The following is a 13,750-nucleotide window of genomic DNA, read 5'->3' as shown; positions in this document are numbered from 1 at the left end:
GCAACCTGCGGGCCGAGCTGCGTTGTGCCGCCAGCGCCCCCCTCACTAGCCGTCCTCCCTGTACAAGAGAAATGTCACCCCGAAGAAACCCGCAACTATCACCGGAAACCACGCCGCAGCGATGGGCGGCACGAATCCGGCGCTTCCAAATGCCTGTACTAAAACAGAAACGACATAAAGCAGAAAGCCGGCGAGGACGCCACCCAGAATAATCGTTACGGACTGGCCCATCCGCGCAAAACGCATGGAAACAGTGGCTGCAATCAGAGTCATGGTTACCAGCAGGGCGGGCAGTGCCGCGAGTGAGTGGAAGTGCATGGCGAACGCGTCGGCGCTGAGGCCAAACGAGCGCGCCGCCGCGATCTTGCGCGGCAGTTCATAGAACGGAATCGACTCCGGATTCGCGAGCCGCTCGAGCACGTACTCCGGTGTGAGGTTGGTCGGAACCTGGAGCATGTCCACATGCTCAGGCAGTCCGCCTTCGCCATAACGGGTGGCTTCAAGCAGCTCCCAGTGGCCTTCGCGCAGGTGGGCGACGCGCGCGTCGATTCGCTCGCCGATCTCGCCGTTCTGGTTGATACGCAGGAAGGTCGCGCCGTGCAGTTCAAGACCGAGGTTGAGCGCAGACTGCGCGCCGATGATCGTCTCGCCTTCGCTGGTGCGCTGCTTGATCCACGGCGTGTCCGGCATCGCCTTCGGCTGATTGCCGCGCAAGTTGGTCTCGATGCTCTCGCTGCGCTCGACGCCGTAGGCCGCGAACGGATTGAGAGCGGCAAGCGCCAGGACCCCGCAGAAGAACGCAGCGAGGCAGATCGGGAACAGGAACTGCCAGGCCGAAATGCCTGCCGAGCGCGTCACGACCAGTTCGTAGCGGCGGTTGAGTGACACCAGGGTCACGATGCCGGAGATCAGGCAGATGAACGGGACTGCCTGCTGCATGATCATCGGCGTCTGCAGCGCGGCGAATGCTAACGCGTAGCCCGCGCTGTAGTTCGGCAGACCGCCGGCGCGGCCGGCAAATTCGGTGAAGCTGATGATGAAGACGAGACCAGCGACACCGAGGAAGAACCAGAAGGTGATCGAGAGGTAGCGCATGAAGAAGTAGCGCCCCAGGGTGAAGCCGATCATGGTTGGCCCTCCGTGCGCGCGGCGGGCACGCCCGAGCGCAGGGAAAGAGTTCGCCTCCGCGCGCGGCTCCACAGGTTGCCGATCTTTTCGATGACTGAGGTGGGCAACTCCAACACCCTGTTGGTGGCGATGAAGTAGGCCGCAACCGCGATCGCCAGCGCCGGCACGATATAGATGCCTGCGGTGACCGATGCGTCCTTGGAGATTCGGTTCTCGAAATAGAAGCCGCCCCAGCGCACGAACATGGCGATCGTCATTGTCGTCAGCAGCGGGTGGATGCGCGCCTCGCGGAAGGATCGGGAATCGCCGGCGACGGCGAGGCCGATCAGCGCAAAGACGAGCGGATAGAGCCATTCCGTCAGGCGGCGGTGCAGCTCGGCGCTGAATGAGAGCGGCTTGCCCTGGAAATATGGGTCGTTGGGATCGGGCGAGAGCAGGTAGGGCAGGGAGCGATCCTTTGGCGACAGGATCGGCTCGGAATTGCTGCTTGCCTTGAACTCCGACAGGTCGAATGCGTAGGACTTGTAGCGGATCACCGAAACGCCATCGGCGGTTTTGCGGTGGATGACGCCGTCCTGCATCACCAGCACTTGTTCGTCGCCCAGTTCCACCATCACGCCGTTCTTGGCGTAGTAGATGAGTTCGAGCCCTTCCTCGCGACTGTCGGCAACGAAGATGCCACCAAGCAGTCCGCCCGGCAGGCGCTCGCCGATCTGGATGTAGAGGCCGTCATCGACCTTCTGGAACGTGCCTTCCTGAATGATGGTCGAGATCAGGTCCGCGCGCGCCTCGGCGACGAGATAGCGGATGCGCTCGCGGGCCGGCGGAACGACGACGTTCTGGATGGCGAAAGATGCGATGCAGGCGAAGATCGCGAGGATCAGCATCGGCCGCATCACCGTGATGCGCGGGGCACCCGCTGCACTGATCACGATGAGTTCAGAATCGGTGTTCATCGTCGAGAGTGTCTGCGCCACGGCGATGCCGACGGCGAACGGCAGCACGATCGGAATGACTGACGGAAGCACCAGTGCGGCGAGTTCAAGGAAGGTGGCCGCGGACTGGCCGCTGGTGGTGACGATGTTCAGGCGGGCGAGGATCTGCGTGGTCCAGACGATCGCGAGCACCCAGACCAGGGTGGCGACGAAATACGCTGTGGCGCGGCGCAATATGTAGAACTCGACGACTTTCATGCGTCGCGATAATCCAGTCCATGCTGGCGGAAACGCGGCCGACTGCGAGCAATTTCATGTTCCCGCAGCAGCCGATTTCGCCGAGATAACGCCCGACACCCTGTTTGCAGGCCAAGGTGATCGACTTTGGCGAATAAATCGCCAACAAACAAGGTTAACGAAACGACACGCCCTCTGTGCAACGCGAGGCTTGAGCCGGGCTTGTCAAACGTGCTCAAAAGGCGACTATCGCCCTCCGCGCCGAACCCACCTTCGGGAGGCGCAGCCAGTTCAAGTATCCAGACAGGAACTCAAATGTCCATCCGACCGACAATTTCCTTCGCAAAGACTGAAACGCCGAAAAAGGGCAGCGTCGTCGTGCTGGCGACGGACGGTGGCACACTTTCCGCTGCTGCAAAGGCGGCCGATTCTTCTGGGGTTCTGGCGCGTGCCTTTGAAGTCGCGGAGTTCAACGGCAAGATCGCGTCGAGCGTCGAGGTGCTGGCGCCGGCTGGGACCGAGTATGACCGCATCGCCGCTGTCGGCCTCGGCAAGACCGAGGAGCTCGACGCCAAGGCGTGGACCCGAATTGGCGGTGCAGTCTACGGCGCGGTGAAGAAAGCGCAGGACGTTTCCGTGATTGTCGATGCCGAAGGCGTGCAGCTGTCCGGCGACGATGTCGCCGCGCTGGCGCAGGGCATCCTGCTCGGCTCCTACACCTTCGACAAGTACAAGACGAAGAAGGACAACGGTAAGCCGGCACAGGACAAGGCCGCCAACATTACAATCCTCTGCGCCGATCCGGATGCGGCAAAGAAGGCGTTCGGCGATGCGGAGGCCATCGTCAACGGCGTCTTTCTCGCCCGCGACCTGGTCAACGAGCCGGCCAACATCCTCGGGACCGAGGAGTTCGCGGCGAAGGCGAAGGAACTCGAGGCGCTTGGCGTCGAGGTCGAGGTGCTCCGCCGCGAGGAAATGACTAAGCTCGGCATGGGCGCGCTGCTCGGCGTGGCGCAGGGTTCCGTCCGTCCGCCACAGCTCGTCGTCATGCAGTGGAAGGGCGGCAAGGAAGGCGATCAGCCCGTCGCGTTCGTCGGCAAGGGCGTCGTCTTCGACTCGGGCGGCGTGTCGATCAAGCCGGCTGCCGGTATGGAGGACATGAAGGGCGACATGGGCGGCGCCGCTGCGGTGACGGGACTCATGCACGCGCTTGCTTCGCGCAAGGCTAGGGCTAATGTCGTTGGCATCATCGGTCTCGTAGAGAACATGGTGGACGGCAACGCGCAGCGTCCGGGCGATATCGTCACCTCTATGTCGGGCCAGACCATCGAGGTTCTGAACACCGACGCGGAAGGCCGTCTCGTGCTCGCCGACGCGCTCTACTACTGCAATGACCGCTTCAAGCCGCGCTTCATGGTCAACCTCGCGACCCTGACCGGCGCGATCATCGTCGCACTCGGCACCGAGCATGCCGGCCTATTCTCGAACGACGACGAGCTGGCAGGCCGCATCACGGCAGCCGGCCTCGCGACCGCCGAGAAGGTTTGGCGCATGCCGCTCGATCCGGCCTACGACAAGCTGATCGATTCCAAGAACGCCGACATGAAGAACATCGGCGGCCGCAATGGCGGCTCGATCACGGCCGCGCAGTTCCTGAAGCGCTTCGTCGGCGAGACGCCGTGGGCGCATCTCGACATTGCCGGCACCGCGATGGGCTCGCCGGAGTCGGAGATCAACAAGTCGTGGGGTTCGGGCTTCGGCGTCCGCTTGCTGGAACGTCTCGTCCGCGACCACTACGAAGGCTGAGCCGCAGCATCCAGCCATGACGGAAGTGCTCTTCTATCATCTGACCGAGTCGACGCTCGAAGAGGCGCTTCCTGCCTTGCTGGAAAAGAGCCTGGAACGGGGGTGGCGCGCGGTGGTGCAGCTTGGCACCCCCGAGCGCCGCGATTCCCTCGACCAGCATCTTTGGGCCTACCGCGACGACTCGTTCCTCGCGCACGGGTCAGAGCACGACAATTTTCCCGAGCGTCAGCCGGTGCTGCTGACGACCGGGCCAATCAATCCGAACGCGGCGCAGATCCGCTTTCTCGCCGATGGCGCGGAGCCGCCGGATCTGTCGCCCTATGCTCGCGCGGTCTTCATGTTCGACGGCCATGACGCCTTTCAGCTGCAGCAGGCGCGTGAGCACTGGAAGCTGATGAAGGCCGCCGGGCATCAGGTCACCTACTGGCAGCAGGGGCCAGACCGGCGCTGGGAGAAGAAGGCGTGAGGCGCATCTTCAGCATCCTCCTGCTGCTGATGGCGATCGCGGGCGCGGTGGTCGCCTATCAGAACTCGTCACTGGGCAAGGAAACGGCGGCCGTCACCAGCCATGAGCTGCAGCTTTATTCACGCGAGGCTGGCTTTGCGCCGGTGCAGCTGCCGCAGACCACCGCATCGCTAACTCTTTCGCTATCGATGACCATCGATGGCCGCTTCCAGGCAGTTGCCGGCGAGCCGGTGCTGGAACTGATCGTTACCGGCGACGATACGGTCGTCCTTCATCAGAGCGTCGATTTCGCGCGGGCGCGGGAAATCCTGGCGAGCCCGCAGGCACTGTCAGCAACCTATCGCGCCGATGTCGGAAAGTTCGGGCCGACGGGCGCGCGCGCCTATCTTGCTTCGCTGACGCCGCTGAAGACGGATGGGCTGTCGATCGAGTCGATCGACCTGATCGTGACGGAAGCGGCAGAGGGTGGTGACGACGGGCTGATGGTCACCGGCCTGATGATGACGGTCGTGGGTGTCATCGGCTTTGCGCTGACCGCGCGCCGCCGCCGCGAGCGCAACCCGAACTCGCAGCCGCCACCGCCTCGCTGGGGCAGGGGCTGACCTGACCTTATGGGAGCCGGCGGCTATTCCGCCGCCATACCCTCTTCATATTGAGCCGAAAGCTCCAGCCACTTGTCCTCCTGCTCGGCGACGGTGTCGACGAGGTCGGACCGTTCCTTAGCAAGCTGCGCCGCTTTGGCCGGGTTCTTTTCGTAGAGGGCTGGATCGGCAAGCTGCTGCTCGATCGCCTCGATGCGCTTGCGCGCCTTGTCGATCAGCGCCTCGGCGGCCTTGATCTGCTTGGCGATCGGCTCAAGCGCGGCGCGGCGGGCCGCCGCCTCGCGGCGCTTGTCAGCCTTCGAGTTGGTTTTCTCGGCTTCCTTCTTCTCGCGCTTGTCGGAGCCGTTGCTGCCGGTGACGTACTGGTAGTAGTCGGCAAGGTCGCCGTCATACGGCTTCACCGTCCCGTCGCGTACGATCCAGAGCCGGTCCGCTGTTGCCTCGATCAGGTGGCGGTCGTGGCTGATCAGGATAACCGCGCCGGGGAACTCGTTCAGCGCGACCATCAGATGCTCGCGGCTGTCGATGTCGAGGTGGTTTGTCGGCTCGTCGAGGATAAACAGGTTCGGGCCGTCGAAGGTGGCAAGGCCCATCAAGAGGCGCGCCTTCTCGCCACCTGAAAGGTCTTTCGCCTTCGTGTCCATCTTCTCGGTGGTCAGGCCCATCTGCGCAACGCGCGCGCGGACCTTCGCTTCCGGCGCATCCGGCATCAGGCGGCGAACATGCTCGACCGGCGTCTCTTCGGGGCGCAGGTCGTCCATCTGGTGCTGCGCGAACATCGACACTTTCAGGCCCGGCGCAATGGTCATCGTGCCGGTTTCGAGCGACAGACGCCCCGCGATCAGCTTGGCGAAGGTTGACTTGCCGTTGCCGTTGGCGCCGAGCAGCGCGATGCGGTCGTCCTCGTCGATGCGAACGGTGAGGTTTTTCAGGATGGGCTTGCCCGGCTGGTAGCCGACTGTGCCGCCCTGCATGGTGATGATCGGCGAGGCGACCGTCTTCGCCGGCTCCGGGAAGGAGAATGGCCGCACGCTCTCCTCTACCGCCGCGGAGATCGGCTTCAGCTTTTCCAGCGCCTTCAGGCGCGACTGCGCCTGCCGCGCCTTGGAGGCCTTGGCGCGGAAACGCTCAACGAAGCTCTCCATGTGCTTGCGGTGCGCTTCCTGCTTCACGCGCGCCTTTTCCTGGTGCTCAAGCTGCTCGGCGCGCTGGCGCTCGAACTGGTCGTAGCCGCCGCGCCAGAAGGTGAGCTTCTTCTGGTCGAGGTGGACGATGTTGTTGACCGCCTTGTTGAGCAGGTCACGATCGTGGCTGATCAGCAGCACGGTGTGCGGATAGCGTGCGACATAGCTCTCCAGCCACATCGTACCTTCGAGATCGAGATAGTTGGTCGGCTCGTCAAGGAGCAGCAGGTCCGGCTCGGAGAACAGCACCGCCGCGAGTGCGACGCGCATGCGCCAGCCGCCCGAAAAGGAGGACGCCGGCCGTCTCTGCGCCTCGGCATCGAAGCCAAGACCCGAGAGGATCGTTGCCGCGCGGGCTTCCGCTGAATGCGCGCCGATATCGGCAAGCCGCGTCTGGATCTCGGCGATGCGGTTCGGGTCCGTCGCCGTCTCGGCTTCGGCCAGCAGCGCCAGGCGCTCTTTGTCGGCCTTCAGCACGATCTCGATCAGAGGCTCCTCCGTGCCCGGCGCTTCCTGGGCGACCTGTCCGATGCGGGTGTTCTTCGGGAAGCTGATGGAGCCGGTCTCGGTCGGCAGTTCGCCGGTGATCGCCTTGAAGAGGGTGGTCTTGCCGGTGCCGTTGCGTCCGACAATACCTGCCTTGGTCCCCGCCGGAATGGTCAGGGACGCGTGGTCGAGAAGGAGACGGCCTGCGATCCGCAGCGAAATGTCGTCGATGATGAGCATGGTGCGGCCTTATTGACCGAGCGGCGAGGGGAACGCAAGGGATCAGCCGAGCGACTTCAGGTCCGCGCGCAGCCTGTCCGCGTCGCTATCTGGTGGCAGCAGCGCCTCGATCTTCACGTGGGTGCCCTTCCAGATCGTCAGGGCCTGCGCCAGAAGCGCGCGTCCTTGGCTCGTAATGATGAGGCGTCGGCCGCGCCGGTCGTCCTTGTCGGGCGTCACTTCCACCAGCCCGCGCCGTTCCAGCGGCTTCAGCATTGCCGTCAGCGTGGTGCGATCCATGGCCAGCAGGCCCGTCAGATCGCGCATGAGAGGCGGCTCCGGCCGGTTGAGCGACATCAGCAGGGAAAACTGCCCGTTGGTGAGGCCGACAGGACGCAGCGCATTGTCGAATAGGCGGGCCGCCGAACGCGCGGCCCGTTGCAGATGCAGGCACAGGCATGTGTCGCGCACATAGGGCGTGACCTCGAATGGCAGGAGCTCGGACTGGGCAGCTGATACGTGCTTTGACATGCTTCCTTTATGTTGATATCAACATATTTGTCCAGCAAAGTTTGCTGCGCGAGGAGGGGTCTAGACGAAATCTATTCCGGAGGGAGAAAACCGATGCCGGAGCGCGTACTCGTACTAATCGGCACCAAGAAGGGCGTCTTCATCGCCGAGAGCGATGCGGACCGGCGTAAGTGGGACCTGCGCGGGCCATACTGCGAGACCTGGCCGATGCAGCATGTCATCGCCGACCAGAACACGGGAACGATCTACGGCGCGGGCGGCAACGAATGGTTCGGCCCGGCGGTGTGGAAGTCGGATGATCTCGGCCATAGCTGGACCCATTCCAGCGCGGGCCTCGCCTACAAGGAAGGCGAGGAGCCGGTTAAGTCGGTGTGGAGCCTGGCTGCTCGCAACGGCACGCTCTACGCGGGCGTCGAACCCGCCGGCCTGTTTGCCAGCGACGATCGCGGGGAAAGCTGGAGCCATGTGGAGGGCCTGCGCAACCACCCGTCCCGGACGGAATGGAACCCGGGCGGTGCGGGTCTGATTCTGCACTCACTCGTACCCGATCCGGCCGACGAATCCCGCATCTGGGTCGGCATCTCTTCGGCCGGCGTCTTCTATACTGAGGACGGTGGTCGGACGTGGGAGCCGCGCAACAAAGGCACCCGTGCCGATTTCATGCCAGAGGACCAACGCTATCCCGAATTCGGCCAGTGCGTGCACTGCCTCGTGCAGGCGCCGGGCGGCGGCGATCTTCTCTACCAGCAGAACCACTGCGGCATGTACCGCAGCGAGGACGGCGGCAGGACATGGCAGAGCATAGAGGAGGGGCTGCCTTCCACCTTCGGCTTCCCGGCGGCAGTCCATCCGCGCGAGCGCGAGACGCTCTACCTCTTGCCGCTCAACGGTGACATTTACGGCCGCTTTGTGCCTGACGCGAAGGCAGCCGTCTGGCGCACCCGCGATGGCGGTCGCACGTGGGAGGATCTGCGCGAAGGTCTGCCGCAGGAAAACGCCTTCTTCGGCGTGCTGCGACAGGCAATGGCGACTGACAGGATGGAGCCCGCGGGCGTCTATTTCGGCACATCCGGCGGCGCTTTGTTCGCTTCTGGCGATGAGGGCGAGAGCTGGAGCTGCATCGCAGAGCACCTGCCGTCGATCTCTTCTGTCGAGACCCTGGTCATTGAGGGCTGATGACGGTCACGGTTAAATTGTCGCCGTTGCTGGTCGACCTGTTTCCGGGCTCGTCCCGCCGCGTCGAGCTGGAGGCGGCAAGCGTCCGGGAGGTGATTGACGAGCTTGACCGGCGCTGGCCGGGCATGCGCGACCGCATCTGCGACACGCGCCCGGCGATCCGCAAGCACATGAACGTCTTCGTCGATGGCGAGCGCTCGACGCTCTCGACGCCGCTGAAGCACGGCGCCGACGTGTTCATCATCACCGCGATCAGCGGCGGTTAGAGGATTATGCGAAGGCGCGGCCATCCTCGGTGCGCTGGAAGTAGATCAGGTCGAGCGGCGGCGCGTCCTTGCCGAGCGCGGTGAGGATCGTGTGCGCCTGACCGCGGTGGTGTGTCTGGTGGTTGAACAGATGCGCGAGCGCCGGAGCCAGCCGCTGCGAGATCGTGCGCATGTCGGTGACCGTCAGGTACGTGAAGCGACCGGCAAACGCCTTGTCCGGAAGAGATTCGATCCAGTCGACGATGCGGGCGTCCTCGGCGGCACGCGCCTCTGCGAGCGACGGCAGATCCGGATGCAGGATGGCGTTGAGTTCGCTCGGGGCGGAACCCTGGCCGGTGAACCGCTTCATCCAGATGCGGTCGGCGACGAGGATGTGGTTGAGCGTTCCGATCATCGACCGGAAGAACGCGCCGACATCGCGATTGAGTTCCTCCACCGTGAGTTGCGACGCAGCTTCATAGAGCCTCGCATTGGCCCATCGGTTGTAGGCTGCGAACATACGGAAGTGTTGCCTCATGGATAACGTCTTTCAAAAATGCCGCGCGCTTGGGCCCCAAGCCGCCTCTTCACAACATCGCGCGTCACCTGTATAGACCCGCAACCCAATCAACCAAAAGATACCGAAGGACGAGCAATGGCGATCGAACGCACCTTTTCGATGATCAAGCCCGACGCAACCCGGCGCAACCTGACCGGCGCGATCACCAAGATGCTGGAAGACGCGGGCCTCCGCGTGGTCGCTTCCAAGCGCGTGTGGATGAGCCGCCGCGAGGCCGAGGGTTTCTACGCCGTGCACAAGGAACGTCCGTTCTTCGGCGAGCTGGTCGAGTTCATGTCGTCGGGCCCGACCATCGTGCAGGTTCTCGAGGGCGAGAACGCAATCGCCAAGAACCGTGAAGTGATGGGCGCCACCAATCCGGAGCAGGCTGCCGAGGGCACGATCCGCAAGACCTTCGCGCTGTCGATCGGCGAGAACTCGGTCCACGGTTCGGACGGCCCGGAGACGGCTGCCGAGGAGATCCGCTACTGGTTCTCCGAGACCGAGATCGTCGGCTGAATCAAATTGGCAGCAAGCGGCACTAACGCGTTGTAGCTGTTAAGGAATAAGGGCCGGAGCTCAGCTCCGGCTTTTTCGTTTTCCGGCTTTCGACGGAAGGCCGTGATTGTTTCGAGGGATTCAAGAAAAGGCGGTTAGCGCCAGCGCGCCTGCGCGGCGTCGTCTTCTTCCTTCGCGGCGACCCATTCGCCGGGCGTGCCGTCGGCGCGATGCTCCCGCTTCCAGAACGGTGCCCGGGTCTTCAGAAAATCCATCAGGAACGATGCGGCCTCGAATGCCGCCTGCCGGTGGCTGGACGCGGCGACCACCAGCACGATGTTGTCACCCGGCCGCATCATGCCGTAGCGGTGGATGACGGTGAGGCCGGTCAGCGGCCAGCGCTCGGTGGCCTCATTGGCGATACGAGAAATCTCCGCCTCCGCCATGCCGGGATAATGCTCGAGCTCGAGCGCGGAGAGAGCACCGTTTTCATCACGGCAGAGGCCGGAGAAGGTGACCACGGCGCCGATGTCGGTGCGTCCCGCGGTCAGCCGCGCGATCTCCTGCGCGGCGTCGAAATCCTCGGCCTGCACCCGGACGATCGGCTCGATCCGCGCGGACATCTCAGCCCCCGGTCATCGGCGGGAAGAGGGCGATCTCCCGCGCGCTGCCGACCGGCTCGTTGTGGTCGGCGTGCTCCTGGTTGATGGCAACGCGGATTGCCTCGGGATGTTGCAGCGCGTTGGCATAGCCCTCGTCACGCTCCTTCAGCCACAGCAGCAGGTCGCGCACCGACATCACTTCCGCCGGAAGGACGATGTCCTCCTCGGCCTTCCCGATCCGCTCGCGCACCCACGCGAAGTATCTGAGCTTGACCATCCCTAGTCCTCGAAATGCTTCATGCCGGCGCGGAAATAGTCGTAGCCGGTGTAGAGCGTGACCAGCGCCGAGACCCACAGCAGGCCGCTGCCGATTTCCGTGACATACGGGAACATCTGGTCGCCGGCTGGGCCCGCAAGCAGGAATCCGATCGCGATCAGCTGCAGGGTGGTCTTCCACTTGGCCAGTTTCGTGACCGGCACCGACACTTTCAGCCCGGCGAGGTATTCGCGCAGGCCCGAGACGAGGATCTCGCGGCAAAGAATGATGATCGCCGCCCACAGCGTCCATTTGTCGATGGTGCGGTCGTAGGCAAGCAACAGAAGCACCGCCGAGACGAGAAGCTTGTCGGCAATTGGGTCGAGCATGCGGCCGATATTGGACGTCTGCTTCCAGATGCGGGCGATGTAGCCGTCGAAATAGTCGGTAACGCTCGCCGCCACGAACAGCCAGAACGACACCCATCGCCACCATTCGGTCGGACGAATCCTGCCCTCGAGATAAAAGCACAGCACGATTGCCGGAACTGCGAGGATCCGGGCATAGGTGAGCATGTTGGGCAGGTTGAACGCGCGCTTCGACATGGCTTTTCGCAAAGATTCTTTCGTCTAGTAATCAGGACGGACGGGGCGGGGTCAACCTCGCGAAGCGCGGCAAGACGCCCGGAGCCGCCTCTGGCTCATCCATTCTCGTGGAAATGGCCATAGATCAGCTTCGCCACGCGCTCGGAAATGCCTTCGACCTGCATGAGATCTTCGATCGCCGCGCGGCTCACCGCCTTCGCGGTCCCGAAATGGTGCAGCAGCGCGCGTTTGCGGGTCGGGCCGATACCCGCGATCTCGTCGAGCGGATTGCGCACCATCTCCTTCTTGCGGCGGGCGCGGTGGGAGCCGATTGCGAAGCGGTGGGCCTCGTCGCGCAGGCGCTGGATGAAGTAGAGCACCGGATCGCGCAGCGGCAGCATGAAGGGTTCGCGGCCTTCGATAAAGAAGCGCTCGCGCCCTGCATCGCGATCAACGCCCTTGGCGATGCCGATCGCCTTGACCTTATCTGCGATGCCGAGCTCGTTGAGGATGGCGCGTACGGCGGTCATCTGACCTTGGCCGCCGTCGATGAGGATGAGGTCAGGCCATGCCGGGAAGGCGTCGGATTCGGGTTCGTCCTCGGCAAGCTCGGGCCGCTCCTGATCCGGGGTCGTATGTTCCTTGATGAGGCGCGAGAAGCGGCGCTGCATCACCTCGCGCATCATGCCGAAGTCGTCGCCGGGCGTGGTGTCCGGCGACTTGATGTTGAACTTGCGGTACTGGTTCTTCACGAAGCCTTCCGGCCCCGCGACGATCATCGCGCCGACCGCGTTTGTGCCCATGATGTGCGAGTTATCGTAGACCTCGATACGGCGGGGGGCTCGTTCGAGCCCGAAGGTGTCAGCCAGCCCCTGCAGCAGCCGCGCCTGTGACGACGTCTCGGCCAGCCGTCTGCCGAGCGCCTGCTTCGCATTTTGCAGCGCGTGGTCGGTGAGGTCCTTCTTTTCGCCGCGGCGCGGCACCGAAATGGACACGCGGCGGCCGGCCCGGGTCGACAGCGCTTCCTCGAGCAGCTCCTGCTCCTCGACTGCGTGCGACAGCAGGATCGTGCGCGGCAGCGGCTTGTCGTCATAGAACTGCGCCAGGAACGCGCCCAGCACCTCGGCCGGCTCCAGCAGCGGGTCGGCCTTCGGGAAATAGGTGCGGTTGCCCCAGTTCTGGCCGGTGCGGAAGAAGAACACCTCGATGCAGTTCTGCCCGCCTTCGTGGTGAATGGCGAAGACGTCCGCTTCGTCGACCGACTGCGGGTTGATGCCCTGGTGGCTCTGGATGTGGCTGAGCGCGGCAAGGCGGTCGCGGTAGATCGCGGCACGTTCGAAATCGAGTTCGTCTGATGCCCGCTGCATCGCGACGGCGATCTCTTCCTTGATCTTGCCGGAGCGGCCCGACAGGAATGCCTTACCTTCGGCTACCAGCTCGGCGTAGTCCTCGCGCGAGATCTCGCCGGTGCAGGGACCCGAGCAGCGCTTGATCTGGTAGAGCAGGCACGGCCGCGTCCGGTTCTCGAAGAAGGAATCGGTGCAGGAGCGCAACAGGAACGCGCGCTGCAGCGCGTTGATGGTGCGATCGACCGCGCCTGCCGAGGCAAACGGGCCGAAATAGTCGCCCTTGCGGGTGCGCGCGCCGCGGTGCTTGAAGATGCCGGGCGCGGAATGGTCACCGGTGATCAGGATGTAGGGGAACGACTTGTCGTCCCGCATCAGCACGTTAAAGCGCGGCCGCAACCTCTTGATGAGATTCGCTTCCAGCAGGAGCGCTTCGGTCTCCGTGCGGGTGACGACGAATTCCATCGCGCAGGTCTCGCGCACCATCCGGCCGATGCGGTTCGTGTGGTAGCGGCCCTGGGCGTAGGCGGTTACGCGCTTCTTGAGGCTGCGCGCCTTGCCGACATAGAGCACGTCGCCATTGGCATCCATCATGCGATAGACGCCTGGTGCGTTGGGCAGGCGCTTGACCAGCGCCTGGATAAGTTCCGGCCCTTTTAGTCCCTCATGCTCGCCCTTGACGCCATCCCAGTCGACAGCCGGCGCCGCAGCCTCGGCGCCCTCATTGAGCACCTCTGCTTCCGTGTCGTCTTCGAGGATGTCTTCCGGCGCGTCGGGGGACTGGTTCAGGTGGCGACTCATCAAGTTCCGGCTCATATCCAGCTGATGCTGATCCCGATATGGGCATGCATCCTTATATAGGGTAGCCTTGCCGGGATAGCGTCAGTATG

General features: G+C 63.9%; 15 protein-coding genes. 6 read left to right on the top strand and 9 right to left on the bottom strand.

Annotated features, from left to right (window positions below; translation table 11 throughout):
- Positions 1–45: 45 nt before the first annotated feature.
- Both lptG and lptF read right to left on the bottom strand, forming a co-directional pair.
- The gene (gene lptG / locus L630_RS0112190; protein ID WP_024848535.1) at positions 46–1,128 is read right to left on the bottom strand and encodes an LPS export ABC transporter permease LptG; all 1,083 of its coding nucleotides are present in this window, start codon (positions 1,126–1,128) and stop codon (positions 46–48) included.
- On the bottom strand, positions 1,125–2,321 hold the full coding sequence (gene lptF, locus L630_RS0112185; RefSeq protein ID WP_024848534.1) for an LPS export ABC transporter permease LptF: 1,197 nt from the start codon (positions 2,319–2,321) through the stop codon (positions 1,125–1,127). The genes lptG and lptF overlap by 4 nt, the downstream gene beginning before the upstream one ends.
- Before the next feature lie 294 nt (positions 2,322–2,615).
- Here lptF and L630_RS0112180 point away from each other — a divergent pair, with 294 nt between their 5' ends.
- The 3 genes from L630_RS0112180 to L630_RS22210 are packed head-to-tail and all read left to right on the top strand — an operon-like array spanning position 2,616 to position 5,174.
- Positions 2,616–4,106, top strand: coding sequence for a leucyl aminopeptidase (locus L630_RS0112180; protein WP_024848533.1), 1,491 nt, complete (start codon positions 2,616–2,618; stop codon positions 4,104–4,106).
- Positions 4,107–4,122: 16 nt separating this feature from the next.
- Positions 4,123–4,572, top strand: a complete 450-nt coding sequence (locus L630_RS0112175; RefSeq protein ID WP_024848532.1) for a DNA polymerase III subunit chi — start codon at positions 4,123–4,125, stop codon at positions 4,570–4,572.
- Entirely contained in the window at positions 4,569–5,174 is a 606-nt protein-coding gene (locus tag L630_RS22210; protein ID WP_024848531.1) for a hypothetical protein, read from the top strand. Before L630_RS0112175 ends, L630_RS22210 begins: the two co-directional genes overlap by 4 nt.
- A 23-nt stretch (positions 5,175–5,197) precedes the next feature.
- Here the strand turns inward: L630_RS22210 and L630_RS0112165 are convergent, their stop codons facing one another.
- Together L630_RS0112165 and L630_RS0112160 are read right to left on the bottom strand one after the other, a co-directional pair.
- Positions 5,198–7,084, bottom strand: coding sequence for an ABC-F family ATP-binding cassette domain-containing protein (locus tag L630_RS0112165; protein WP_024848530.1), 1,887 nt, complete (start codon positions 7,082–7,084; stop codon positions 5,198–5,200).
- Between the two features lie 42 nt (positions 7,085–7,126).
- Complete coding sequence (locus L630_RS0112160) at positions 7,127–7,594, bottom strand: MarR family winged helix-turn-helix transcriptional regulator (protein WP_024848529.1); 468 nt, start codon at positions 7,592–7,594, stop codon at positions 7,127–7,129.
- 93 nt (positions 7,595–7,687) lie between these two features.
- Between L630_RS0112160 and L630_RS0112155 the strand changes: the two genes are divergently transcribed.
- Entirely contained in the window at positions 7,688–8,770 is a 1,083-nt protein-coding gene (locus L630_RS0112155) for a sialidase family protein (protein WP_024848528.1), read from the top strand.
- Positions 8,770–9,036: a MoaD/ThiS family protein gene (locus L630_RS0112150; RefSeq protein ID WP_024848527.1), complete on the top strand. Its 267-nt coding sequence runs from the start codon at positions 8,770–8,772 to the stop codon at positions 9,034–9,036. Before L630_RS0112155 ends, L630_RS0112150 begins: the two co-directional genes overlap by 1 nt.
- Positions 9,037–9,040: 4 nt before the next feature.
- Here the strand turns inward: L630_RS0112150 and L630_RS0112145 are convergent, their stop codons facing one another.
- Positions 9,041–9,553 (bottom strand): DinB family protein, encoded by a 513-nt coding sequence (locus tag L630_RS0112145; RefSeq protein WP_024848526.1) that lies wholly within the window; start codon positions 9,551–9,553, stop codon positions 9,041–9,043.
- A gap of 117 nt (positions 9,554–9,670) precedes the next feature.
- Here L630_RS0112145 and ndk point away from each other — a divergent pair, with 117 nt between their 5' ends.
- On the top strand, positions 9,671–10,093 hold the full coding sequence (gene ndk / locus L630_RS0112140) for a nucleoside-diphosphate kinase (protein ID WP_024848525.1): 423 nt from the start codon (positions 9,671–9,673) through the stop codon (positions 10,091–10,093).
- A gap of 134 nt (positions 10,094–10,227) precedes the next feature.
- Here ndk and L630_RS0112135 read toward each other — a convergent pair whose 3' ends face one another.
- From L630_RS0112135 to uvrC, 4 genes are all read right to left on the bottom strand, one after another.
- Entirely contained in the window at positions 10,228–10,695 is a 468-nt protein-coding gene (locus tag L630_RS0112135; protein ID WP_024848524.1) for a molybdenum cofactor biosynthesis protein MoaE, read from the bottom strand.
- 1 nt (position 10,696) lies between these two features.
- A complete protein-coding gene (moaD, locus tag L630_RS0112130) occupies positions 10,697–10,951 on the bottom strand; it encodes a molybdopterin converting factor subunit 1 (protein ID WP_024848523.1) in 255 nt (84 codons plus the stop codon).
- A gap of 2 nt (positions 10,952–10,953) precedes the next feature.
- Complete coding sequence (pgsA, locus tag L630_RS0112125; RefSeq protein ID WP_024848522.1) at positions 10,954–11,535, bottom strand: CDP-diacylglycerol--glycerol-3-phosphate 3-phosphatidyltransferase; 582 nt, start codon at positions 11,533–11,535, stop codon at positions 10,954–10,956.
- A gap of 95 nt (positions 11,536–11,630) precedes the next feature.
- Complete coding sequence (uvrC, locus tag L630_RS0112120) at positions 11,631–13,661, bottom strand: excinuclease ABC subunit UvrC (protein ID WP_034330194.1); 2,031 nt, start codon at positions 13,659–13,661, stop codon at positions 11,631–11,633.
- Between the last annotated feature and the right edge of the window lie 89 nt (positions 13,662–13,750).

It is taken from the genome of Aminobacter sp. J41, from assembly GCF_000526635.1.
Classification (GTDB): Bacteria; Pseudomonadota; Alphaproteobacteria; order Rhizobiales; family Rhizobiaceae; genus Aerobium.
This window is presented reverse-complemented; position numbering and strand designations above follow the sequence as displayed.

Coding starts and splice junctions, on each gene's coding strand:
- lptG (WP_024848535.1), bottom strand. CDS start 1,128: ATGATCGGCTTCACCCTGGGGCGCTACTTCTTCATGCGCTACCTCTCG.
- lptF (WP_024848534.1), bottom strand. CDS start 2,321: ATGAAAGTCGTCGAGTTCTACATATTGCGCCGCGCCACAGCGTATTTC.
- L630_RS0112180 (WP_024848533.1), top strand. CDS start 2,616: ATGTCCATCCGACCGACAATTTCCTTCGCAAAGACTGAAACGCCGAAA.
- L630_RS0112175 (WP_024848532.1), top strand. CDS start 4,123: ATGACGGAAGTGCTCTTCTATCATCTGACCGAGTCGACGCTCGAAGAG.
- L630_RS0112165 (WP_024848530.1), bottom strand. CDS start 7,084: ATGCTCATCATCGACGACATTTCGCTGCGGATCGCAGGCCGTCTCCTT.
- L630_RS0112160 (WP_024848529.1), bottom strand. CDS start 7,594: ATGTCAAAGCACGTATCAGCTGCCCAGTCCGAGCTCCTGCCATTCGAG.
- L630_RS0112155 (WP_024848528.1), top strand. CDS start 7,688: ATGCCGGAGCGCGTACTCGTACTAATCGGCACCAAGAAGGGCGTCTTC.
- L630_RS0112150 (WP_024848527.1), top strand. CDS start 8,770: ATGACGGTCACGGTTAAATTGTCGCCGTTGCTGGTCGACCTGTTTCCG.
- L630_RS0112145 (WP_024848526.1), bottom strand. CDS start 9,553: ATGAGGCAACACTTCCGTATGTTCGCAGCCTACAACCGATGGGCCAAT.
- ndk (WP_024848525.1), top strand. CDS start 9,671: ATGGCGATCGAACGCACCTTTTCGATGATCAAGCCCGACGCAACCCGG.
- L630_RS0112135 (WP_024848524.1), bottom strand. CDS start 10,695: ATGTCCGCGCGGATCGAGCCGATCGTCCGGGTGCAGGCCGAGGATTTC.
- moaD (WP_024848523.1), bottom strand. CDS start 10,951: ATGGTCAAGCTCAGATACTTCGCGTGGGTGCGCGAGCGGATCGGGAAG.
- pgsA (WP_024848522.1), bottom strand. CDS start 11,535: ATGTCGAAGCGCGCGTTCAACCTGCCCAACATGCTCACCTATGCCCGG.
- uvrC (WP_034330194.1), bottom strand. CDS start 13,661: ATGAGTCGCCACCTGAACCAGTCCCCCGACGCGCCGGAAGACATCCTC.